General features: G+C 43.8%; 22 protein-coding genes. 15 read left to right on the top strand and 7 right to left on the bottom strand.

The window, feature by feature from the left end:
- Nucleotides 1-13: 13 nt before the first annotated feature.
- The 3 genes from NQ095_RS14380 to NQ095_RS14390 are packed head-to-tail and all read right to left on the bottom strand — an operon-like array spanning nucleotide 14 to nucleotide 3717.
- Nucleotides 14-1387, bottom strand: a complete 1374-nt coding sequence (locus tag NQ095_RS14380; protein ID WP_258264154.1) for a YheC/YheD family endospore coat-associated protein — start codon at nucleotides 1385-1387, stop codon at nucleotides 14-16.
- Nucleotides 1387-2478 carry a YheC/YheD family endospore coat-associated protein gene (locus NQ095_RS14385; RefSeq protein WP_258264155.1) on the bottom strand — a complete coding sequence of 364 codons (1092 nt, stop codon included), beginning with the start codon at nucleotides 2476-2478 and terminating at the stop codon, nucleotides 1387-1389. Before NQ095_RS14385 ends, NQ095_RS14380 begins: the two co-directional genes overlap by 1 nt.
- Nucleotides 2479-2493: 15 nt before the next feature.
- Entirely contained in the window at nucleotides 2494-3717 is a 1224-nt protein-coding gene (locus NQ095_RS14390) for a YheC/YheD family endospore coat-associated protein (protein WP_258264156.1), read from the bottom strand.
- 233 nt (nucleotides 3718-3950) lie between these two features.
- Here NQ095_RS14390 and NQ095_RS14395 point away from each other — a divergent pair, with 233 nt between their 5' ends.
- The 6 genes from NQ095_RS14395 to NQ095_RS14420 all read left to right on the top strand — a co-directional run bounded on the left by NQ095_RS14395 (nucleotide 3951) and on the right by NQ095_RS14420 (nucleotide 11597).
- Nucleotides 3951-5090 (top strand): DUF445 domain-containing protein, encoded by a 1140-nt coding sequence (locus tag NQ095_RS14395; RefSeq protein ID WP_258264157.1) that lies wholly within the window; start codon nucleotides 3951-3953, stop codon nucleotides 5088-5090.
- 74 nt (nucleotides 5091-5164) lie between these two features.
- Nucleotides 5165-5518: a YlbF/YmcA family competence regulator gene (locus tag NQ095_RS14400; protein ID WP_258264158.1), complete on the top strand. Its 354-nt coding sequence runs from the start codon at nucleotides 5165-5167 to the stop codon at nucleotides 5516-5518.
- A gap of 269 nt (nucleotides 5519-5787) precedes the next feature.
- Nucleotides 5788-6660 (top strand): Cof-type HAD-IIB family hydrolase, encoded by an 873-nt coding sequence (locus tag NQ095_RS14405; RefSeq protein WP_309137647.1) that lies wholly within the window; start codon nucleotides 5788-5790, stop codon nucleotides 6658-6660.
- A gap of 133 nt (nucleotides 6661-6793) precedes the next feature.
- Nucleotides 6794-8293, top strand: a complete 1500-nt coding sequence (locus NQ095_RS14410; RefSeq protein ID WP_258264159.1) for a coproporphyrinogen III oxidase — start codon at nucleotides 6794-6796, stop codon at nucleotides 8291-8293.
- Nucleotides 8294-9087: 794 nt separating this feature from the next.
- Entirely contained in the window at nucleotides 9088-10701 is a 1614-nt protein-coding gene (locus NQ095_RS14415) for a long-chain fatty acid--CoA ligase (RefSeq protein WP_258264160.1), read from the top strand.
- 101 nt (nucleotides 10702-10802) lie between these two features.
- Complete coding sequence (locus NQ095_RS14420) at nucleotides 10803-11597, top strand: enoyl-CoA hydratase (protein ID WP_258264161.1); 795 nt, start codon at nucleotides 10803-10805, stop codon at nucleotides 11595-11597.
- Between the two features lie 103 nt (nucleotides 11598-11700).
- On the opposite strand, the gene NQ095_RS14425 is transcribed toward NQ095_RS14420, so the two are convergent.
- A complete protein-coding gene (locus NQ095_RS14425; protein WP_258264162.1) occupies nucleotides 11701-11886 on the bottom strand; it encodes a YhzD family protein in 186 nt (61 codons plus the stop codon).
- A 192-nt stretch (nucleotides 11887-12078) separates the two neighbouring features.
- Here NQ095_RS14425 and NQ095_RS14430 point away from each other — a divergent pair, with 192 nt between their 5' ends.
- The 6 genes from NQ095_RS14430 (at nucleotide 12079) to NQ095_RS14455 (ending at nucleotide 19826) form a co-directional block, all read left to right on the top strand.
- Nucleotides 12079-12978 carry an ABC transporter ATP-binding protein gene (locus tag NQ095_RS14430; protein WP_258264163.1) on the top strand — a complete coding sequence of 300 codons (900 nt, stop codon included), beginning with the start codon at nucleotides 12079-12081 and terminating at the stop codon, nucleotides 12976-12978.
- Complete coding sequence (locus NQ095_RS14435) at nucleotides 12971-14221, top strand: ABC transporter permease (protein ID WP_258264164.1); 1251 nt, start codon at nucleotides 12971-12973, stop codon at nucleotides 14219-14221. The genes NQ095_RS14430 and NQ095_RS14435 overlap by 8 nt, the downstream gene beginning before the upstream one ends.
- Before the next feature lie 143 nt (nucleotides 14222-14364).
- Nucleotides 14365-15576, top strand: a complete 1212-nt coding sequence (locus tag NQ095_RS14440; RefSeq protein ID WP_258264165.1) for a metallophosphoesterase family protein — start codon at nucleotides 14365-14367, stop codon at nucleotides 15574-15576.
- A gap of 5 nt (nucleotides 15577-15581) precedes the next feature.
- Nucleotides 15582-18533 (top strand): ATP-binding protein, encoded by a 2952-nt coding sequence (locus tag NQ095_RS14445; protein ID WP_258264243.1) that lies wholly within the window; start codon nucleotides 15582-15584, stop codon nucleotides 18531-18533.
- 54 nt (nucleotides 18534-18587) lie between these two features.
- Nucleotides 18588-19529: a 3'-5' exoribonuclease YhaM gene (yhaM, locus tag NQ095_RS14450; protein ID WP_258264166.1), complete on the top strand. Its 942-nt coding sequence runs from the start codon at nucleotides 18588-18590 to the stop codon at nucleotides 19527-19529.
- A gap of 117 nt (nucleotides 19530-19646) precedes the next feature.
- The gene (locus NQ095_RS14455; RefSeq protein WP_258264167.1) at nucleotides 19647-19826 is read left to right on the top strand and encodes a sporulation YhaL family protein; all 180 of its coding nucleotides are present in this window, start codon (nucleotides 19647-19649) and stop codon (nucleotides 19824-19826) included.
- A 53-nt stretch (nucleotides 19827-19879) separates the two neighbouring features.
- On the opposite strand, the gene NQ095_RS14460 is transcribed toward NQ095_RS14455, so the two are convergent.
- Nucleotides 19880-20833 carry a peptidylprolyl isomerase gene (locus tag NQ095_RS14460; RefSeq protein ID WP_258264168.1) on the bottom strand — a complete coding sequence of 318 codons (954 nt, stop codon included), beginning with the start codon at nucleotides 20831-20833 and terminating at the stop codon, nucleotides 19880-19882.
- A gap of 186 nt (nucleotides 20834-21019) precedes the next feature.
- On the opposite strand from NQ095_RS14460, the gene NQ095_RS14465 reads away from it, so the two are divergent.
- From NQ095_RS14465 to NQ095_RS14475, 3 genes are all read left to right on the top strand, one after another.
- Complete coding sequence (locus NQ095_RS14465) at nucleotides 21020-21106, top strand: YjcZ family sporulation protein (protein ID WP_034763301.1); 87 nt, start codon at nucleotides 21020-21022, stop codon at nucleotides 21104-21106.
- Between the two features lie 85 nt (nucleotides 21107-21191).
- A complete protein-coding gene (locus NQ095_RS14470) occupies nucleotides 21192-21275 on the top strand; it encodes a YjcZ family sporulation protein (protein WP_032089274.1) in 84 nt (27 codons plus the stop codon).
- Nucleotides 21276-21404: 129 nt separating this feature from the next.
- A complete protein-coding gene (locus NQ095_RS14475; protein ID WP_079534381.1) occupies nucleotides 21405-21500 on the top strand; it encodes a YjcZ family sporulation protein in 96 nt (31 codons plus the stop codon).
- 64 nt (nucleotides 21501-21564) lie between these two features.
- Here the strand turns inward: NQ095_RS14475 and NQ095_RS14480 are convergent, their stop codons facing one another.
- Nucleotides 21565-21744, bottom strand: a complete 180-nt coding sequence (locus NQ095_RS14480; RefSeq protein WP_034763303.1) for a hypothetical protein — start codon at nucleotides 21742-21744, stop codon at nucleotides 21565-21567.
- Between the two features lie 221 nt (nucleotides 21745-21965).
- Complete coding sequence (locus tag NQ095_RS14485; protein WP_034763304.1) at nucleotides 21966-22502, bottom strand: DUF3267 domain-containing protein; 537 nt, start codon at nucleotides 22500-22502, stop codon at nucleotides 21966-21968.
- Nucleotides 22503-22529: the final 27 nt, after the last annotated feature.

Consider the following 22529-nt stretch of genomic DNA (forward strand, 5'->3'; position numbering starts at 1 on the left):
TCGTAAAGGATAATCACGGAATCATTTCCTCGGGATGATCCAGGCTTTGATGAGTGAGGAAAATCCCAAATGATAAGGCGAGTTTCCTTGTTAATAAATCAAATCTTTTTAAGTCAGGATGTGAGAATATCGATCTGCCAGGTTTTGAGTTTGCTTCAAACATCCAAATGCGATGTTTATCGTCCACACCGAAGTCGAAGCCTATTTCACCGATGAATCCTTCAAGATTCCCCTCAATGGCATGTGACAGCAATAAAGCCGCATCCTTTAAAGCCTCTTCAATGGTCTGTCTTTCACTTTCATCCGGGAACAGTTCTGAAAGGATCCTCACTTCTCCACCATTGTTCGCATGTGTTGTCACACTTCCTGCTCCGGCCACTTTTCCCGCCATTGCACTGACTTGCCAGTTGCCTTCTTCGTCTTTATTCGTATGGACCCGGAAGTCGATGGGGCGACTATTCTCTTTCAGTAAGGAGATTCCCTGCTGGACGACAAAGGAGTCCAGGTTCCTGTTTTTGAACACGTTATTGGCCAGCTGTTCCAGTGATTTAAACTTAAGTAAACGGTTCTTCTGATCTCCGTCTCTGAAACGGCAATAATACTCTTCTGTGGACCGGTTAAACGTGATTTTGTGTATTCCGTTCCCGAGACTTCCGTTTTTCGGCTTCAAATAAATATGGTTATAGGCTGAAAGCATTCGTTCCATTTCCTCAAATGATTGGAATGGTCTGGTTTCTGGAAGGAAGTGTTGAACAGTGCGATCATTTTCCAATCTCTCGAAAAGGTCGAGTTTATTGAAGAACCCTGGATTATACCACGGAATTCCGTACTCTCTTTCCAATCTCTCCTTCAGTCCCTGATATGTTTTCCGTTTTTCACTCTGCCTGTTCGGAAGTCTGTCGTAGATCACATTCGGGAAAGGGATTTCTTCGATTTCCCAGCCTTCCCCAAAATGAAAAAATCCTTTTATGAGTCCATTTTCCCAATCAATATGACGTTCACCAAATACAAATGGGATGACTCCCAAGGAAGATTGAACCGATAACAGCTTTTTGAAAAAGTGGGATCGTTGGCCGATGGGACTTAATCGGAAACTTGTGAAACCGGCAGTGAATATTCCAATCAGTACTCCTGCGTGTAAACATTTATCTTTATAATAAAGGGAGAGGGAATCCACTTTTGAAGGAAGGTGCAGCTTTTCTTGCAAACCTGTACTGATCCCCATTACATTCCGGCCATTTGGATGGCGCCTGCAGGTGGCAGGTTGTCTTCTGGTTCCAAGTATCACAGTATGTGGAAGGATGTCCTCCTCGGTTTTGAATCCAGACGGAAGGTAGAGGATGCTTTCTTCATCTTGGAAGTATTCGACTTTATATGCATGAAGCATTAGAAATCACCTCGCCTTAAGGATGAAAGAGATTGTGAGGATAGAAAGTCACAATAATCTAACGGTGCCTGATATAATGTTGATAGTTTCCCGGGATGTAATGCATCCACTACCTTATGCCCGGGCTTAGAGTTCATATCCAGGATCCATAGGGAATGATCATCCCCGATAATGAGGTCGATCCCAATTTCAAAAAGAGGAGAAAAATGATTTTCGAGAAGTATAGGGACTTCTTCCAAAATGGATGTGAGTTCCTCGTCGATAAAATCCCATGCATGCGAATCGTGTTTATCTTTCCACTCCCTGTAGGAAAGATAGGAAGCACCGCGGCTGATATTCGTCAGGATTCCATTCTCCTCCCCTTTACGGATTGCACGTTGAAATTCCCTCCATTGTCCCTTGCGATCTTTATTCATAAGAATGCGCATATCAAAAGGGGCATTTCCTTTCGTCAGGTTTGGCAGCCTTTTTTGACAAATGAACGTGTTAAGCTTGAGCATGTGATCAACCCATTTTAGAAAGACATCTTCATTTGCAAATGATTGCTCTATGATTCCTTGCTTTTTGGTGGTGCGAACCACAATTCCATGTGGATGTGCAACGAGATGATAAACGGCATTACCATGAGCCCCGTCGACAGGTTTGATTATTATATCTTTATGTTTGATGAGAAGATTTAATAAATGTTTTCCATCGGATACTAAGGAGGTTACAGGGATATAGGGGGCGAGGGAGGTCTGTTTCAGCTTTTCATATAGATGCCATTTGTTTGGTAATCCGTAACCAAGGAAACGAATATGCTTCTGGTTTTTTAACCATTGAACGACGGCTCTCGCCTGCCTGGATTTCATATCCTTCTGATAATATGTTCTGTCATAGATGTACTCCGGGATTTCAAAGGCATCTTTTTCCCATTCCCCCGTCACCCTGTCAAAATAAAAACCTTCCACGGTTTCGTTTAGAGGAGATATCCCCTGTGGGGAAAGCAGGTAAAGATCAATTGGATAGGAAATGGACTGCTTTGCGATTTCGAGAAAGTATTCGTTTGTCACATCTGGTGTAAGGGTCATGATGCCCAGTGAGTGATTCATCGTGTAAGTTCCTCCTTATTTAATCCATTTGGCAAAACTAAATTCATAAAGCGCTTTAACCGAAGGACGGATTCTGTCGTTCTCTAAGTAGGTTCGTTTAGAGGGCTTGGAATTCACCTCGATCAGCCATGGTTTCCCCGACTTATCAATTCCAATATCGATGCCAAACTCTGCGAAATTGCCTTCGATGCTATCGGCTAGAAGCTTTGAAGCGTGTATACATAATTCTTTCATTTCTTTCATGATAGCGACGCTCTCATTTGGAGAAAAAATAGTTTGCAAGACTACGAGGGGCTTTTCGATCCGGCCGCCCTGGTCGACATTTGCCACGAATTGATCTTGAGAAGCAATTCTCGCAACCGATGAGACCAGCCCCCAGTCTTCATCGCGGTTCTGGTGACAAAGAAATCGAAAGTCCAAAGGCTGTCCTTCGACTGTAAGAAAGTGGATCGTCTCCTGAACCAGATAAGAGTTATTGCACCAGGCCTTAAGCTGTTTGTACAGAGCAGGGTAGGTCGGGAAAGTGAGAGGATTCTCAGGAGAAAATGAATTCTGCTGCATGTAATATCCATCGTCTCTTTTTTGGATCCTCATGATATAGCGTCCTTTACTCCCATTTATCCCTTTGACGAAAACATCGTGATATAAAGTAAGCATCTTCTCCAAGGGATGTAGTCCCTTTACGGTTTCGGGCAGGTGAGGAGAGAGGACGGGACTGTCTTTTAATGCGTTGTAGACCTGGTCTTTGGACAAAAAACCAGAATTGAAAACCTGAATGCCTCGGACCAGTGAGTGGCCAAGAGCCTTTTGAAAGGAAGGTGATCTCTCGGTCTTTCGTGAGTGACATCGATTGTATAGTACATGGGGAGCAGGTAGAGGCCAGGTTTCCCAATCGTTCCCGTTATAATAAACACCTTCCGTTTTATTCCCGACGAAGGAGGAAAGGGGGAGCAGGTAGAAAAATCCACCTTTTCGTTGAAACCATTCCACACACTCTGTAAAATATTCTTTTAAAGAGTGTGAATGGATGGTACCCAGGGAAGATTGATTGAGTAAGAGTGCCACAACCGGTCCCATATGGATCAAGGCATTCCTGGTGTCGATGGAAATCCATATATTTTGTAGTGGCGGGATGGATGCGAATAATGAATCTGATGTATCCAACATAATCTGTAAAGAATCCGTTTTTGTTTCCACGCATGTAACGTCAAGAAGGGAGCTGCCACATTTCAACGTCATATATCGTTGAAAAGGGAAGCGGTCCATCCATTTTCCTGGAATATATAAATGATGATGCTCCTTATTATGTTGATGCGAAATAAATGAACATTTTATCTTCATCCGACATTCCCCGTTTGCATAACCCGTTAGATTGACTTTATAATAATTTATTGGGCTAATGTTGATATAGCATTCTATGTAAACATAGGCAAAATGTTCAAACGAGAGAAGTAGAAAAGGAAGGTGCACTCATGCTAGATGCTTTCATCCTGGTATTATTCATGGTAATCGTTGGTGCCCTTATTGGGGGAGTCACCAATTCACTCGCAATAAAAATGTTATTCAGGCCTTATCGGGCATACTATATCGGAAAATTCAAAGTTCCATTTACACCGGGACTGATCCCGAAACGCCGGGAGGAATTGGCGGAACAACTCGGGAAGATGGTGGTGGACCACTTAATCACCCCTGAAAGCCTTCAGAAGAAAGTGATGAATGAGGACTTCCAAAAGGATGTGACCATTTGGCTATCCGAAGAATTACAACCGGTATTCACATCCGATAGAACGGTGAATGAGTGGCTCGAGACCCTTCAAATCCCCATTTCCTCCGATCGACTCAATGAATGGCTTGAGGACTGGATCGCAGTAAAAATTAAGGATGCAAAGACGTCCTATACTTCTATGAAACTGGAAGAGGCACTTCCTGAGAAGTGGCAGGAAAAGGTTTCAGAAAGGATCCCGAAGCTTGTCGACTTCATTGCCAACAGGGCTGAAACGTATTTCACAAGCCCGGAAGGAAAGATGAAAGTGAAGATCATGATCGATGATTTCCTGAAAGAACGCGGCATGCTCGGGAACATGCTGGGTATGTTCCTTGGTAACACGTCGGTTGCGGATAAAGTGCAGCCGGAAATCGTCAAGTTCATCAAGCATGAAGGCACACAGGAGATCCTCTTTAACCTCTTGTCCAAAGAGTGGTCGAAGCTGAAACAAATGAAGCTGGAAGAATTCATCGACAGATTGCCGGAAGAAGACTTGATCAGGACGGCCCAAACCTCCCTGGTCAAGCTCGTCAACATCGACGGTCACCTCTCCAAGCCGCTCAAGTCTTGGCTCGAGCCGCACAAGCATTCCTTTTTCGACAAACAACTGCCGAAATGGGTGGATAGAGGGACGGACCTCTTATCCAAGAAGATTCCGAACCTCATGGAGAAGATGCACCTGCAACAAATCGTTCAAGAGCAGGTGGAATCCTTCTCTGTCGGGAGGTTGGAAGAACTTGTCCTCGGCATTTCGCGGCGTGAATTCAAAATGATCACCTATCTCGGGGCTTTGCTCGGCGGCGTGATCGGGATCATTCAGGGAATGATCGCCCTTATGATATCCTGATAAGGGTCCTTCCTAGAAATCCACCCTATTGTTTGTTATAGTGAAGGAGAATGAAATTTTAGGAGGTACGTATTTTGGCTATTAACTTATACGATCAAGCGAACGAACTGGAAAGCGCATTGCGTCAGAGCGATGAATTCCTGCAACTGAAGAAAATGTATGATGAAGTAAACAATGACGAATCTGCTAGCAAGATGTTTGAAAACTTCAGAAACATTCAAATGACTCTTCAACAAAAACAAATGAGCGGTGAAGAAATTTCTCAGGAAGAAGTGGAGCAGGCTCAAAAAACGGCTCAACTTGTTCAACAGCATGAAAAGATTGCGAAGCTTATGGAAGCTGAGCAACGCATGAGCATGGTGATCAATGACTTAAACAAAGTCATCATGAAGCCGCTTGAAGAACTTTACGGTTCTATGCAAAAATAATCGTGATGAGTAGGGACCGACTTCCTGATGGGGAGTCGGTCTTTTTTTGTTGGGCTACTGAACGGGGTTGGAGTGGTTTTTCCTTTTATTGTAAAATGACGCAATCATCATCCCGAGCAAAACATATACATTCTCCAATCGAACTCCTCAACGCTCCATCTCCCCATTCCCAACGAATAGTCATCATTTCCTATCCTCCTTGTCATATTTGTCTCCCATCCTTCATAAAAGTAGAGAAAGGGAGTAGACAACATATAGGGGGGACACCAATGATGATCTATCGAATGCTGGCTTTGAATATTGATGGCACGATTGTAAATGAAAACGGAAAAATTGCGAAGGAAACGAAGGAAGCAATTGAGTACGTTCAAGATAAAGGGGTTCCGGTCACATTGGTTACTAGCCGGAGTTTTGCATCAGCCAAGAAAGTAGCCAAAGCCCTGAAGCTTGAAAGTCCGATTGTTACACACAGCGGTGCCTATATCGCAGGCGAGCTTGAGAAACCGATGTACGTGAAAAAAATTGCGGAAGACATTACCTATGAAATCTCTCAATTCCTTGAAGGCTTTTCATGCCAGGTACACTTGTCCCATGAAAAGCGGTCCATCGTAGGCAAGACCAGTACCCAGGCACGTGAGATGGCAAGGGTCTCGTGGCAAAAAGAATCGAAATTACTATACAGCAAACAGTTTGTGGACCGGGTCAGTCATCACCTGTTGGAGAATCCGATGTCTGTACCGAAGATTTCGGTTGTAATGGAGCACAAGGAAGACGTGTTGGACGTTGTCGCTTCGCTAAAAGGAATGTATGAAGAAGTGGACGCGATCCCGACGTCTGACTATAAATTGGATATCGTGCCAAGGGGTGTTTCAAAGCTCCGGGGATTGATGTATCTGTCTGAGCGTCTCGGAGTGAAGAAGCATCAAATCGTGATGGTCGGATCCGGGATCGATGACATCGATTCCATGGAGTGCTCGGGCCTCGGTGTCGCCATGGGCGATGCACCGCGTCAAGTGCGGGAAGCAGCGGACTGGATCACACGCAGTCAGGTTGAAAAAGGGATTCCGTACTTTGTCACTGAGTTATTCCGTAAACAACATCCCATCCCATTCTTGAAAAAAATGAACATCATAAAATCGTAACCATAGGAACACCCCGTTTTTCCAACAGGAATACGGGGTGTTATTTTGTTGGGAGGTTTCGGACCATTGACCATTTCCACCCCTTTCTGTACACTTATAAAAGCTTATTAGTTTTATGAAAGGTGATTAGAACGTGAATGTTTTGATAAAAGGAATCGAGGATGAGCGTTTTGAACGTCCCCTGCGATTGATAGCGAATTTATTCTTTGAAGAGTCTGCCATTCACTTCGGTGATTGTGATGAGGCCGACCTTCAAGTCCATATAGAACTTTCTTCAGAAGACAAGATAGAGGCAGAAGCTGTATTAACTCCCTCAAGAGAACAAGAACAATCATACACGGCGCGCTATGAGCATGACTGGGTGCCTTATGAAAATGAGAAAGAACGGTTCAAACAGCTGAAAACGGCTGTTTCCCATGTGTATTTGAATGTTCTTCAAGATTTGACGGGGATCAGACAGAAATGGGGCATCTTGACGGGAATCCGTCCCACGAAACTCATTCATAAGCAAACCCAGCTTGGATTGCCTAAACAAGAGATTCATGAGAAATTAAAAAAAGAATACCTGATCACGGATGAAAAGATTGAGCTGATGCAAAACATCGTCGACCGTCAATTATCCGTTGTACCGGATCTCTATGATCTACAGCATGAAGTGAGCATTTATATCGGCATTCCCTTTTGTCCGACCAAATGTGCTTATTGTACATTTCCTGCCTATGCGATTCTCGGTAAACAAGGGAGGGTGGATTCCTTCCTTGCGGGACTTCACTACGAAATTCAGGAAATGGGACGCTGGATGAAGGAAAATAATATCAAGATTACGACCATCTATTACGGCGGGGGTACACCAACATCCATCACAGCCGAAGAAATGGATGCCCTGTATGAAGAGATGTACCGTTCCTTCCCGGATGTCGACAAGGTAAGGGAAGTGACAGTGGAAGCAGGGAGACCGGATACGATATCCGAGGATAAACTCGAAGTGCTCAATAAATGGAACATCGACCGGATCTCCATCAATCCTCAATCGTACACCCAGGAAACCTTAAAAGCGATCGGGCGTCATCATACAGTGGAAGAAACGATTGATAAGTTTCATTTATCCCGTGGCATGGGAATGAACAACATCAATATGGACCTCATCATTGGTCTTCCAGGCGAGGAGCTTCCTGAACTTCAGCATTCTTTGGACGAAACAGAGAAGCTTATGCCGGAATCATTGACGGTTCACACCTTGTCCTTTAAGCGGGCGTCTGAAATGACGAAGAACAAGGACAAGTACAAAGTGGCGGATCGGGTTGAGATCGGGAAGATGATGAATCTTGCGGAAGAATGGACCAAGGAGCATGGATATGGGCCGTACTATCTATACCGTCAAAAAAACATTCTCGGCAACCTGGAAAATGTGGGATACGCCCTTCCTGAGCAAGACAGCATCTATAACATCATGATCATGGAAGAAGTCCAAACCATCATCGGTATCGGTTGCGGGGCGGCAAGCAAATTCATCGATCCAAAGACAGGAAAAATCACGCATTTCGCCAATCCGAAAGAACCGAATGCCTATAACCTTGGGTTCAAAGAATATACAGAGAAGAAAATCAAGATTTTGAATGATTTGTTTTCATAAAAAGATACACGCCGCTTCATGAGTGGCGTGTTTTTTTATCATGCTCTTTTTGTAAAGCTTGTTGCTACTTATGGTAGCGAGTGGTGGTTGATTTCCGCTGCAGGTGCTCGCTTTCCGCGGGGCTGGCGGTGAGCCTCCTCGGCTTCGCCTGCGGGGCACCTGTCCAGCTCCGTCGGCCAGCCCCTCGAGGTCATAAGATGAATAGTCCAAGAAGGCAAAGTGCGCCTTCCCGGCCCCTTCATCTTATGCTTGTCGGGTCTGTGCGAGCCGCCTGCGCTTTTCGTACTGTCCAGCGTTTCCCGCAGGAGTCGAGCAACTTCCGCTCCAATCAACTAGCATACACCTCCAGAAAACATCTTTCTTGTCCAGTGGCCACAAGTAGCTAATAGTAAGATCCAAATTTATTAATTTTTTTGCTAGTAAGCTCTGTCACGGTATCTCTTCAAGATGGTGAGGGGAACGGCGTAGACTCTTGCGGAAAAACGTGCGTGCCGAGACCCCGTTCGGCTAAGCTGAGGAGGCTTGGCCGTTCGTCCGCCGGAAAGCGAAGCCGTTCCCATCACCATCTATCGCACTCACACATAGACAGAGCCTTGGCAGTGCCTATGTAAGAAAACAACAATCTTTGTGAAAAGAACTTTTTATTATAATGACTTTCGTTTCCTAGTTCATTACAGGAATATTTCAACCCATGCTTAAAGGATAAATCATCATGAAAGGAGAATTAGTAAGATAGACATAGAGAATCAGACATTTTTTGTAAACGCTTACTATATTGAGGGGAGAGATCGAATATGATGCAAACACCTCTGCTATTGACACAAATGATTGAACGAGCCGAAAAATATTTCCCTAAGAAAGAAATCGTATCCCGGACGGAATCCGGTATCAACCGCTTCACATACAAACAGTGGGCCGAAAGAACGCGGAGGCTGGCAAGCTCCCTATCCAAACTCGGTATCGAAGAAGGGGACAAAGTCGGTACACTTGCATGGAATCATCACCGTCATCTGGAAGCGTACTTTGCGATTCCATGCAGCGGAGCCGTACTACATACGATCAATATCCGCTTATCGCCCCAACATATCGTTTACATCATCAATCATGCCAGGGATCAAGTATTGCTCATCGACCCGGACATCGTCCCGCTCATTGAAAAGGTCAAGGACCAGATCCCGACGGTTAAAGCCTTCATTGTCATGACCGATGGAGAGTTGCCTGAAACGACTCTTGAGCCTGTGTATCATTATGAAAGATTGTTGGAAGAAGGAGATCCATCGTTCCAATTTCGTAACGACATTGATGAAAATGCCCCTGCGGGAATGTGTTACACGTCCGCCACGACCGGAAACCCCAAAGGAGTCATTTATTCCCATCGGGGAATCGTACTCCATGCAATGGCACTTGGACTGGCTGATACGACAGGCGTCAGTGAAAGGGACGTTGCATTGCCGGTGGTGCCGATGTTCCATGTGAACGCCTGGGGACTACCGTTTGCGTCGGTCTGGTTCGGGAGTAAGCAGGTTCTGCCGGGACCTTATTTCACCCCTGGCCTGCTTGCAGGGCTCATGCAGGATGAGAAAGTGACCATTTCCGCAGGGGTACCGACGATTTGGCTTGGGTTACTCAATGAATTGGAGAAGAATGAGTATGATCTTTCAAGCCTCCGTTCCGTTCTTTGTGGGGGATCAGCAGCCCCTAAAGGGATGATCAGAACATTTGAAGAAAAGTTCGGCATCCCGTTCATGCATGCCTATGGAATGACCGAAACGAGCCCACTCGCTGTGATCGCTGCATCAAAAAGCTATCATGACGAACTTTCTGCCGAAGAGAAGCTCGACTTGAAAGCGAAGCAGGGGATCCTTGTACCCGGATTAGATATGAAAATCGTCGGGAAAGACGGGGAAGTGGCATGGGATGGAATTGAAATGGGGGAGCTTGCCTTAAGGGGTCCATGGATTGCTTCAGAGTATTATGAAGATGATCGCACCAAGGATGCGTTCAGGGATGGCTGGCTGTATACAGGGGATGTCGTCACCATTGATGAAGAGGGATATATCAAGATCGTCGATCGTACGAAGGACCTGATCAAATCGGGCGGGGAATGGATTTCTTCCGTAGATCTTGAAAATGCCCTCATGGCCCATGAACATATCTTTGAAGCCGCTGTGGTGGCCGTTCCCCATGAGGAGTGGCAGGAACGTCCGATTGCCTGTGTCGTCTTAAAGGAATCGGGAAAAGGAAATGTGACCAAAGAAGAAATCATGGACTTCCTTAAGCCACAGTTTGCAAAATGGTGGCTGCCGGATGAGATACTGTTCCTGGATGAAATCCCGAAAACCTCTGTTGGGAAATTCTTGAAGAGGGCTCTCAGGGATCAGGTGCAGGATCGGATGAAACAAATTTAATTGAGGCGGGAGATCGGCTCTATGTCGATTTCCATTTTGAATTATTGTACTTTTCTAAATAATCATTCTGCGCTATGCTAATAGAAAGGGGAGGGGTTTTTTTGACAGTGTCAAACCAATATGAAACAGTAAAATTACATAAGGATGGGAAGGTGGCGAGGGTTCACTTGAACCGGCCGCAATCCCTGAACGCATTGGATGCCCGGCTTATGGAAGAGTTGCTGGCTGCTTTGAAGGAAGTGAAAAATGATCCATCGATTTCATTATTGATCCTGACAGGGGAGGGTAAGGGATTTTCCTCCGGGGGAGATATTAAGTCCATGCTGTCATTAAGTGGAGAGGATCAGTTTTCACGTATCATGGATACGATCAGTGAACTTGTGATGACCTTGTACTCCATGCCGAAAGTGGTCCTGACAGGCATTCACGGGGCAGCGGCGGGGCTTGGGTTGAGCCTCGCCCTGGCTTCTGATTATATTCTTTGTGAAGAAGATAGTAAGCTCGCCATGAACTTTATCGGAATCGCTTTGATACCGGATGGAGGAAGTCATTTCCTCCTTCAGGAACGACTGGGGACGCATAAGGCAAAACGTTTGATCTGGAATGGAAAAGTATTTGAAGGACAGGAAGCCCTAATGAAAGGACTTGTCGATGAAGCCATTCCTTCAGGGAAATTGGAGGAAGGCATAGAACGCTATACAAAACAGGTATTAAGTGCTCCAACGAAAGCTATGCTGAAAACGAAAGAAGTATATGTTGAGTTGAACAAAGAAAGATTGCAGCATGCACTCGATCTTGAGAAGGAAGGCCAGTGGCTAATGCGCCAAACCTCCGATCACCAGGAAGGCATTCGTGCATTTGTGGAAAAGAGAAGACCTGAATTCAAGGGTGAATAATGAATCGATAAAGGGAATCAGCCTTAAAGGGTTGGTTCCCTTTTTGAACATGCGCAAAAAAAATGCATTACAGCCATCGAAGTCTGTAATGCAAGAAGTAATCCTACACATGAAACAACAAGAGTTTCCCAAGTGGGGACGTACAGCGATGCGTATGTTCAGCATAGCCTTTTTCCTCAAGCATTGTTTCTCCCATTTTCTTCGCTTCGCTGTCAGACGATGCCTCGAATGATTCATCCAGGATCTTTTTTCCGTCATGCTCAAATACCGTCAGTTTATATACCTTCATTATGTAATACCCCTTTTTTCTTAAAATGATGTTCTTCTTTATTTTTTCATATTATCATTTTTTTTGGAAGTCTAAATAGTTTGATAATGAAAAAACACTGGAAAATGAAACCTTTTATGGATAGAATCGTAGAGTACTAGAGAGATAAGAATGAAGGATTTCAATAATGGGCAACAGGAGGGAAAGCGAAAGATGAGTTTGAAATTACAACAGGTGACCAAAAGGTTTGGGGATTTCACAGCGGTAGATCAGCTGTCACTCGACATTCCCCCAAGTGAAATGTTCGGGTTCCTTGGAGCGAATGGAGCCGGAAAGACGACGACCTTTCGAATGGTGTTAGGATTATTGGATGCAACAGAAGGCAGGATCACGTGGGACGGAAAGGGGATTGATTATACCACCAGTCCGGAAATCGGGTATCTCCCTGAAGAAAGAGGACTATATCCGAAAATGAAGGTAAGTGATCAAATCGTCTATTTGGCACGCCTCCGGGGGATGGAGAAGAAGACGATCCTGCAAGAATTGGATTATTGGCTGAAGCGATTCAATGTTCCTCAATACCTCAATAAAAAAGTGGAGGAACTCTCAAAGGGGAATCAGCAAAAAATTCAATTCATCGCATCGGTCATTCATAAGCCGAAACTATTAATCCTCGATGAACCATTCAGCGGTCTTGATCCCGTGAATGTGGAGCTATTGAAGGACGCCGTAAGGGAAATCAAAAAGAATGGAACGACCATCGTGTTCTCAAGTCACCGGATGGAGCATGTAGAGGAGCTCTGTGAAAGCTTATGCATCATGCATAAAGGTCGTCCAGTGGTACATGGCGGACTGAAGGAAATCAAACGTTCCTTTGGAAAGAAGAATGTCGTGATCCATGCAGACTTTGATCTTACTTACTTAAAGGACATGCAGGGAGTGACAAAGCTTAAGGAAACGACGGAAGGAGTCCTGCTTCAGGTGGAATCCGAGGCTGCCGCTCAAGGGGTATTCCATGATGTCGTCCAAAAGGGCTTCCTGCGCAAATTCGAGCTGGAGGAACCTTCACTGAACGATATATTTATAGAAAAGGTGGGAACTTCTTATGAATAATTTCTTCTTGATCCTCGGTCATTCCTATATGTCAAAATTGAAAGCTAAGTCTTTTATCATATCCACCGTCATCATTGCCGCTGCACTTGTCCTACTGGCCAATTTCGACAGCGTCATTTCGAGTTTCACAGATGATGAAGGGAGCAGGGTAGCGGTACAGGATGAAACGGGCAAATTATATGAACCGCTCCTGCAGCAGCTGGAGACGATGAATAGTGAGATTCAATTAGAGTCTGCTTCGGAATCAACAAAGGAGATCGAGAAAAAAATAGAGTCAGAAGAATTTAAAGGCTTACTGGTATTAAGTGAAAACAGTGATGGCCTCCCACAGGCTCTGTATAAATCGAACTCATTATCAGAGTCCGCCGTGACCGGGGAATTGCAGGCAGCCTTGCAAAATGTAAAATCGTCCCTTGCTTCGAGTAAACTGAATTTGTCCGGGGAGGAGCTCTCCTTGTTAAGTGCCCCCGTTGAATTCGAGAAAGAAGCACTCCTTGAGGGGGCGAAGTCTGAAGAAGAACTTAGTCAGGCGAGGGGCATTGTTTACGTCTTATTATTCTTTATCTATTTCTCGGTGATTGCCTATGCCAATATGACGGCGATGGAGGTCGCCACCGAGAAAAGCTCCAGGGTCATGGAAATCCTCATATCAAGTGTGTCACCGGTGAAACAAATGTTTGCCAAAATCATTGGAATCGGTCTCGTTGGCTTGACTCAATTAGCCGTCATCCTTGGTGTAGGTTATTTTACCCTGATTCGTAAGAAGGATGAACTGGTAGGGGGCTTCTTTGAAGGATTCGGATTTGAATCCCTATCACTCAGTGTCATCATTTATGCTGTCATCTTCTTTCTGCTCGGTTATTTCCTGTATGCAACCCTGGCAGCGCTACTTGGTTCACTTGTGAGCAGAATTGAAGATGTCCAGCAGATGATCATGCCGATGACCTTCCTGATCATGATCGGATTCTTCATATCCATGTTTGGCCTCGGGAGTCCGGAATCGGGCTTTGTGACGGTAACATCTTACATTCCATTTTTCACACCGATGGTCATGTTCCTGCGTGTCGGGATGCTGAACCTGCCTGTGTATGAGCCGGTCATCGGGATACTCGTCCTGCTTGTGTCCATCACTCTTCTTGGAGTTTTCGGTGCGCGTGTCTATCGAGGAGGGGTGCTTCTATACGGGAAGTCCAATTCATATAAAGATATTAAGAAAGCAATCGATTTAACATCAAAGAAATAAGTGGAAGGCTGTCACCTTTAAAGGGGCAGCCTTTTTATCATGAATCGGATAATTTGAGAATACATACTGAAAACTTCTCCGGTTTTAGGATATAATGAATGAATATCAGAACGTATATTCGTAGTGTTAGAGGAGGGGACTTCATGGAGAACATACGGTTTTTTCATGTAGCAGACTTGCATTTAGACAGTCCGTTTACAGGACTGAAGCATTTACCAAAAGAAGTATTCGAACGAATACATAATAGTACCTTTGCTTCCTTTGAAAAAGTGGTGAAAGAAGCAATAGGAAGAGAAGTCGACTTTATAATTCTCAGTGGGGATTTGTTTGATGAAGAAGACCGAAGCATCAGGGCGCAGGCAAAGTTAGTGAAACAATTTCAAATACTTCATTCACATGATATCCCTGTCTACGTCGTTCACGGAAATCATGATCATCTCAGCAGCCGTAGATTAGAACTGGATATGCCGGATAACATACATATTTTCAACGAGAAAACTGAAGTGAAACAGCTTACTACAAAGAATGGTACCCCTGTTGATATTGTAGGATTCAGCTATGGAACAAGGCATATCCGGGAAAGAAGGATCGGGGAATATCCTAAAGGAGCGGCAGAGCGTTATACAATCGGAATCCTGCATGGAAGTGAAGGGAGCATGCATTCTTCTCATGAAACGTATGCCCCTTTTACGATAAATGAATTATTGGAGAAGAATTACCATTACTGGGCACTCGGGCATATTCATCAACGCCGGATTTTGCATGAAGAGCCCTTTATCGTCTATCCCGGAAATATCCAGGGCAGGCATCGAAAGGAGACCGGTGCGAAGGGGTGCTATGAAGTCATACTTGGTGAGCATCAGACAGAGCTGACGTTCATTCCCACCCATGATTTGATATGGGAAACATGCGATGTACACCTGCATGGTATAGGGAGGTTTGGAGAGGTGTTTCAGCGGATCCAACAGGCGATGGAAACCATAAGTGAAGATAGCTTGATTGAAATCGTCCTAACCGATGAAGATTCACTCCCTGAAGATATGATGAGCAAGGTTGAAAATGGTGATCTCCTGGAGGCACTGCAATCCGATATTGAAGATCATGGGAAATTGAAATGGGTACACTCCATACGCCGGTCTCCCGGCACCACAGTGTTAAAGGAACATGATCCCTTTCTACAGGATGTGATTTCAACCATTGAAAGCTTGGAAGGGGAAGAGTGGAAAGAAGTCCTGGCAGACCTGTATGAACATCCGTCGATCTACCGATTTCTTGAACCTTTGGAGGACGAAGAGAAGAACGATCTGATAGAAGAAACAAAGCACTTACTGAAAAATGGTGGTGAAAGAAATTGAAGCTGATGGAACTTCATATTTACGGATATGGGAAGCTTGAGAACAAGCGTTATACACTTAGCGATCTTCAATTATTCTATGGAGAAAATGAAGCGGGTAAATCGACGATCATGTCCTTCATTCATAGCATTCTATTCGGTTTTCCTACGAAACAGCAATCTTTGTTGAGGTACGTACCGAAATCATCGACCGAGTATGGTGGGAAAATCCTTTGTCAAATGGACGTGCAAGGGATTGTGAGCATCGAGCGGATCAAAGGGAAGGCTGCAGGAGACGTAACTGTCCAATTTGAAGATGGAAGTGTGGAGGGAGAAGAAACCCTCCAACAAATGTTGGGGAAAATGGACCGGTCCACCTATCAAAACATCTTCTCATTCAACCTGGATGGCCTTCAAAACATCCAACGACTCAAAAAAGAGGAGCTGAACCAGTATTTATTCACAGCGGGTTCAACAGGGACGGACCTTCTAATGAAGCTTTCGCAGGACTGGCAGAAAGAAAGGGAATTGCTGTTTAAGAAATCAGGGAGAAAACCGAAGATCAATGTAGTCATTTCCCAACTGAAAGACCTTGAAAAACAAGTAAAGGAAGGGAAGGAGAAAAACGATCAGTACCTGCCCCTCATAGAGAGACGCAGATCACTGGAGTCGGATATATCAGCCATGGAGAGGGAAAAGGAGCTTCTTTCTGAAAAGAGAGAAAATCTTGTTTCCGTAAATGAAAATTGGGAGACACTTGTCCAATTTTATGATGTGGAAACACGCCTCTCCCGGCTGAATGACCTCGATTTCCCTCCAAACGGATTAGAAAGAATGAACGAGCTGAAAATCGAAGAAAGACAAACGTCAGCCTATCTTGAGACCCTGAAGAGCAAGCAAAAGAATCTACAAGAAAAGTTGGAATCAAACGATCAGGACCTTACATTAAAGGAAGACATTCCGTATATGGAGAAACTATTGTCCCAGCAATCCTCTTATCTGAAATGGAAAGAAGAGAGCAGGGAACGAAGCAGAGAATTGAGAATTGTCCAAAGTAAAATCAACGACACAATCAGGGAATTGGGACTGCAGATTGACATGGAAAATATCCCGACATTGAACACAAGCCTGATGATGTCTGAAAACATCCAACAGGCTTTGGACCATCAGACCAAACTCCTTCACGAACGGGAAAGCCTGGATAAGCTTCAAGAAGAGGAAATGGAAGAACTTCAAGCCATCGAAAAAAAATGCGAAAACTTAGAAAAACGATTAATGGAAGAGGATGAATATCAAGAATTACAACGAAAGGTCAAAGCTCTCACCGGCAGGCATTCTACGATGGAGCAGATGGAATGGATGAATCTGCAAGTAAAGGAGGCAGAGGAAAACTATAGTCGAAAAAAAGCTTCCTATTCGTATCAGATGCTTATCAGTGGTGGAGCACTCTTGATTGCAATGGGATTCGGTTTATGGGGGATGTTCTCCGGCAATTGGATCATGGCAGGTCTGAGCTTGCTGTTTCTGATGGCTATCGGTGGAACCATCTTTCAATCGAGGAAGAATGTCAGGAAAGAAACCCTCACCCTCCAAAAGCTCAAGGCAAGAGCCAAAGAAATTCAACCGGAGAAAAGCGGGACTCTGGATACAGCAGAACAAAGCCTGTTGGAACAAATGGAATTTCGTAACGAGTGGAAGCAGCGGGTCCTATCGTTGGAAGAACAGGAACTGAAAATCCAGAAGCTTCATGGGAGAAAGGAAGAGCTTGAGAAAGCAATCGTCCAGGGAGAGGGAAGGATAGAACGCCTGAAAAAGGAGTTATACTTACCTTCCGATTTTCATTGGAAGTGGCTGCGTGATGCATTTGCCAAGATGAAAGAATTAGTTTCTTCCTATGAAAGGTATACTCATCTATCCGATGAAGAGGCTTATTCAGGGGAGAAAGTGAAGGAATTCACTGAAGAATGCCGGGATTGGTTTCACCGTCATTCCCTCTTGTTCACGACGGTGGAGGAAGGACTCCTTCAATTGAAAAGGATGATGCAGGATCTGGAGAAACGTCAGCTGGTAGTCGAAAATATTGCTGCAGAGTTAGAGCCATTATACTTGGATATCGAAAAACATTCCATAGAAGTTGAGAAAATCCGTCATGATATGCATGACCTTATTGATATAACTGGCTGCTCCGGGGAAATGGAATTCCGGGAGAAGGCTCTGAAGGTTCAGGATCGTAACGAACTCTGGACTCAATATAGGGGGATGAAAACGAGATTGACCCAAAAAACCCTTGATACGTTCCTTGAGTTTCCATCGTTGGAAGAAAGTAAGAGGGAATCGACCCGGGTCTTACAATCCATCGATGAGTTGTCAAAGGAGATGTCCGCTCAGCAAAAAGAACTGGCCTCCCTTTCGTATGAAATCAAAACGTTAGAGGAAGGAAAGAGCTATTCGACCCTCCTTCAAGAATTCCAAAGTAAAAAAGCCGAGGTGGCAGAGCTAGCCTTCGAATGGTCTAAATATACATTGGCAGAAGTCTCCTTAAAGAGAACTATGGAACTATATCAGAAAACCAAAATGCCGAAAGTCATTGAGCTAGCAGAAGAAAACTTCAGGGAACTGACAGAAGGGCATTATCAACGCATTTTCTTGCTGGAGGATGAAATGATCAAGGTTGAGAGGAAGGATGGGACCATCTTTCATGCAATCGAACTAAGTCAAGGTACGAAAGAGCAGCTTTTTATTTCGATTCGCTTTGCCCTCATTCAATCAATCGGTGATAAATATCCTTTGCCTGTTTTGATAGATGATGGGGTAGTCAACTTTGACCTGGCCAGGACAAAGGCATTTCTTTCGCTCCTAAGGAAAGTGGCAAGGGACCATCAAGTGTTATTCTTTACCTGCCACCCCCATATCAAACAATCGTTTGCGGATGAAGAGACGATTGTGTTAAAGAGGAAGGAAGCGACCCGGACTTCTTGAGTACAAAAATATGATATACTGAAACTACTTTTATTTAGGAACGGAGGAGAAGAGATGTCAGGTATTACACAATTTAGCGTAGGTGAGACGATCGACTTGCCATTATTGATCAAGCAAATGATCAAAGGTACCACAAATACAGGAAAACCGTTTCTCACGCTGATTCTGCAGGATAAGAGCGGAGATATGGAAGCGAAGCTCTGGGATGCTTCTGAGCAGGATGAGAAGGCATACCAGCCTGAAACGATTGTGAGGGTTGTGGGGGACATACACAGCTACCGTGGAAAGAATCAGCTAAAGATCAAACAAATCCGGCCAGCTTCCCCTGCGGATGGCTTTGCCATTTCAGACTTCCTTGAAACGGCACCGGTGAGCATAGATGAGATGACAAGCAAGATTACACAGTATATCTTTGAAATGAGAAACCCGAACATCCAGCGCATCACAAGGCACCTGATCAAGAAATATCAAAAGCCATTCCTTGAATATCCGGCAGCTACGAAGAATCATCATGAATTCGTATCAGGACTCGCCTATCATGTGGTCTCGATGCTGGATCTTTCGAAAGCCATTGCCGGACTGTATCCTTCTCTGGATTCGGATCTTCTCTATGCCGGTGTGATCCTTCACGATTTAGGGAAAGTCATCGAGCTGTCGGGTCCTACCTCGACAACGTACACGATTGAAGGGAATTTGATCGGGCACATTTCGATCATGGTGAATGAAATCGGGAAGGCGGCGGATGAACTGGGAATCGAAGGCGAAGAGGTCATGATCCTTCAACATCTCGTATTGAGTCATCACGGGAAAGCCGAGTGGGGAAGTCCTAAGCCACCCCTGATCCGGGAAGCTGAAATCCTTCACTACATCGATAATGTCGACGCAAAGATGAACATGCTTGATCGGGCACTTGAGCGGGTGAAGCCGGGAGAGTATACGGAGAGAGTATTTGCACTCGACAACCGTTCGTTCTATAAACCAACCTTTCATAAATAAAGATGAAAAGAATCCGGTCCATGGACCGGATTCTTTTTTGAATCATAGGTCATATTTTCTTCCAGACCCTCATATAGTGTTAATAAATGAGGACAAACCTAAAAGGAGATGAAGCAAATGACCCTGCCTATTTGGATGTACCTGGTTGTAGCAGGAATTTTCGGTAGTGCCTTTATGACGATCAAATCGGCGAAGGAAGAAAAGACGATGGAAGATGAGTGGATTGAGAAAGAAGGGGAAGTCTATATTCATCGAATGGAAGAAGAAAAAGAGAAGAAGCGTCAACTGACGTCATGATCATTTCATAAAAAAAGGACTGATGGCTCATAATAGCCGTCAGTCCTTTTCGATTATTCCTGTTTTTCAGTTGCAGGAGCTTCGCCTTCAGGTGCGGGTGTTTGTCCGCCTTCAGGTGTTGCAGAAGGATTCAGTACTTGATCGAATGATTTTTTCAGATCTTTATCTTTGATGTTCAGATCAGCTTTTTCGATTTCTGCTTTCATCGCTTCCTGGATTTTTTGAGGATCCACTTTGGAAAGTTTCAGTTCTTTTTCGATTTCCTTTTTCATTTCGTCAAAGGATTTCTTTTCTTTTTTATCTGTCACTTCGATGATGTGGTAACCATAATCTGTTTTGATCGGCTCACTTACTTTTCCTTTTTCAAGAGTGTCGAGGGCTTTCGAGAATTCAGGAACAAAGTTTTGACGTCCAGCGTAGTCTACCCATCCTAAGCTTCCGCCGTTTTCAGCAGAACCGGGATCTGTGGAATATTCCTTTGCTAGATCTTCGAATTTCGCTCCATCTGCCAATTTTTGTTTGACTTCTTTTGCTGTTTTTTCATCTTCTACAAGGATATGGCGAACTTTAATTTCAGGCTTCCATTTCTCGTAGTACTCTTTGACTTCTTTATCCGTTACTTTCACATCGGAAATGGCGGCTTTTTCTTGAAGCAATTGAAGCTTTAAGTATTGTTTGAATGATTTTTCGTCCAGGTTATATTGTTGTAAGAAACTATCGAATTGAGGCCCTAATTGATCTTTCGCTTCATTCAGCTTTTCATCAACTTCCTCTTTTGACACGTCATACTTTTCTTCAAGTACTTTTGTATAAACCAGTTCCTGAAGAGCCTGTTCCATTTGTGGAGTGAATTTTTGTTTCATTGATTTGTAAAGTTCATCTTTTGTTACATCTCCGGCTTTTGTTGTTGCAACAACGTCATTGTTTCCTTCAGCACCGTCACCGCTGCATCCTGCAAGTCCTACGACTCCCGCAGCCAATGATACTGAAATGATCCATTTTTTCATGGTGACCAACTCCTACAATAATTTCGTTTGATGGCTTGTCAAAATCTACAAAACATACTATAACACACTTCTTCCATTTAAAAAAATATTTTCCAACTTAATCTTCAGAAAAATGGGCATTTTACACACCCATTTCCTAGGTACTTTCATATGATAAGAGCGAAGAGAGAAAAGGAGGTAATAAATATGAGCTGTGGATACAATTCCGGATTCGCGTTAATCGTAGTGCTGTTCATCTTATTAATCATCGTTGGTGCCGCATATATTTACTAAAAAATTTAATTTATGACATTAGCCTAAAACAAAAGGCGGCTAACTTGAATAAGATAAAGTAGCGCTTCAAAGGAGGTGGAAAGTTATGGGTAATGCATACGGCGGAGGTTTCGCGTTAATCGTAGTACTGTTCATCCTGTTAATCATTGTGGGTGCAGCATGGCTATAATTTTAGCCTCAGGGGTTTAGGTTCACCGGATAAAGACTGTAAGAGGGGGCAATACCTAACGAAAGGCTGGCCCCTTTTGCTTCATATTCATATGTTAATGCTTTTCATACATGAAAGGAGGAAGCGCATATGTCAGGTGCTTGCGGCGGGTACGGCGGAGGTTTCGCGTTAATCGTAGTTTTATTCATTTTGTTAATCATCATTGGTGCAGCATACGTTTGCTAATATAAAGAAATTAAAAAGCAGATCCGGTTTATAAGGATCTGCTTTTTTTCTCACTTTTCATGTTCTATGTAAATAGTATCTCTATGTAAGAAGAAACCAGCAGTATGGTGATTAGGATATTGATGGTCCTAAATACCTTAGGTTGGCGTTCTTCAGGTATTTCTTTTTGTAAACATAATGCGTTGGTCATTTTATTTATATAAAATAAGATGAAGACAGCAAATACTAAAAACATGGAGATCATCCAAACCCCTCCCCGTTATCTCCTATAGACTATACATTACCAAATTATTTCCCTAATTGGTAGCAAGAGTGTTGCCTACCTTCATGTAAATGAAGCTTTTTTCGTATATGAGGCCCTTCCGGTATGAAGAACAGATAAATGAAAGCAGGGAATCATCCTGAAAAATATGAGAAGGATGATTTCATCCATCGAGTGTGTGCATCAATGGCCATCCATCATCCTTACTGATAAATCAATATTTCATATCCATCTTCATTTTCTTCGATTAATGCATTCTTTGGTGAGTCCATCAACTGTTTCGCATAAATGAAATCAATGGCACAGATCCCTGAATGGAATGCAAGGAGCATTGTAAAGTAATGCGAATAGTGCGGGAAATGGAAGCACCCGTATAATAAAATACTGTTTAGTACAAAGAATGGGGCCACAAGGGCGACCAAATAACGGTATTTTGAAATTGGTTGATCCACCCGCAATGAAAGTATCGGCAAAAAATACATTTTTCTGTTGCATTTGCATTTTATTTTTCTCACAAAAGGCAAGATGGGCACGATGTGAAAAAATTTATGCAATGGATAGATACTGATCAGTCCCACGAAGAATCCCAGGAAATGCTTATCGTAAAAAGCACTCGGAAATAGTAAATTGATTGGTACGTATATTAATGAGAATACCATCATCATGATGATGGATGAAAGTAAAAAGACTCGGTAGAATCCAAATTGTTTTTCCAGGTTGATTGTTTTCCAGCAATGCATAAAAAAATCGCCTCCATTAGACGAATA

This window comes from Rossellomorea sp. SC111 (genome assembly GCF_024733565.1).
In the GTDB taxonomy this organism is placed as follows: domain Bacteria; phylum Bacillota; class Bacilli; order Bacillales; family Bacillaceae_B; genus Rossellomorea.

What these genes read in the sequence shown, in the direction of transcription:
- NQ095_RS14425 (WP_258264162.1), bottom strand. Translation starts at nt 11,886, where the DNA reads ATGAAGGTATATAAACTGACGGTATTTGAGCATGACGGAAAAAAGATC.
- NQ095_RS14465 (WP_034763301.1), top strand. Translation starts at nt 21,020, where the DNA reads ATGAGCTGTGGATACAATTCCGGATTCGCGTTAATCGTAGTGCTGTTC.
- NQ095_RS14460 (WP_258264168.1), bottom strand. Translation starts at nt 20,833, where the DNA reads ATGAAAAAATGGATCATTTCAGTATCATTGGCTGCGGGAGTCGTAGGA.
- NQ095_RS14485 (WP_034763304.1), bottom strand. Translation starts at nt 22,502, where the DNA reads ATGCATTGCTGGAAAACAATCAACCTGGAAAAACAATTTGGATTCTAC.
- NQ095_RS14480 (WP_034763303.1), bottom strand. Translation starts at nt 21,744, where the DNA reads ATGATCTCCATGTTTTTAGTATTTGCTGTCTTCATCTTATTTTATATA.
- NQ095_RS14385 (WP_258264155.1), bottom strand. Translation starts at nt 2,478, where the DNA reads ATGAATCACTCACTGGGCATCATGACCCTTACACCAGATGTGACAAAC.
- NQ095_RS14380 (WP_258264154.1), bottom strand. Translation starts at nt 1,387, where the DNA reads ATGCTTCATGCATATAAAGTCGAATACTTCCAAGATGAAGAAAGCATC.
- yhaM (WP_258264166.1), top strand. Translation starts at nt 18,588, where the DNA reads ATGTCAGGTATTACACAATTTAGCGTAGGTGAGACGATCGACTTGCCA.
- NQ095_RS14405 (WP_309137647.1), top strand. Translation starts at nt 5,788, where the DNA reads ATGATGATCTATCGAATGCTGGCTTTGAATATTGATGGCACGATTGTA.
- NQ095_RS14445 (WP_258264243.1), top strand. Translation starts at nt 15,582, where the DNA reads ATGGAACTTCATATTTACGGATATGGGAAGCTTGAGAACAAGCGTTAT.
- NQ095_RS14440 (WP_258264165.1), top strand. Translation starts at nt 14,365, where the DNA reads ATGGAGAACATACGGTTTTTTCATGTAGCAGACTTGCATTTAGACAGT.
- NQ095_RS14435 (WP_258264164.1), top strand. Translation starts at nt 12,971, where the DNA reads ATGAATAATTTCTTCTTGATCCTCGGTCATTCCTATATGTCAAAATTG.
- NQ095_RS14390 (WP_258264156.1), bottom strand. Translation starts at nt 3,717, where the DNA reads ATGACGTTGAAATGTGGCAGCTCCCTTCTTGACGTTACATGCGTGGAA.
- NQ095_RS14455 (WP_258264167.1), top strand. Translation starts at nt 19,647, where the DNA reads ATGACCCTGCCTATTTGGATGTACCTGGTTGTAGCAGGAATTTTCGGT.
- NQ095_RS14430 (WP_258264163.1), top strand. Translation starts at nt 12,079, where the DNA reads ATGAGTTTGAAATTACAACAGGTGACCAAAAGGTTTGGGGATTTCACA.
- NQ095_RS14395 (WP_258264157.1), top strand. Translation starts at nt 3,951, where the DNA reads ATGCTAGATGCTTTCATCCTGGTATTATTCATGGTAATCGTTGGTGCC.
- NQ095_RS14475 (WP_079534381.1), top strand. Translation starts at nt 21,405, where the DNA reads ATGTCAGGTGCTTGCGGCGGGTACGGCGGAGGTTTCGCGTTAATCGTA.
- NQ095_RS14470 (WP_032089274.1), top strand. Translation starts at nt 21,192, where the DNA reads ATGGGTAATGCATACGGCGGAGGTTTCGCGTTAATCGTAGTACTGTTC.
- NQ095_RS14415 (WP_258264160.1), top strand. Translation starts at nt 9,088, where the DNA reads ATGATGCAAACACCTCTGCTATTGACACAAATGATTGAACGAGCCGAA.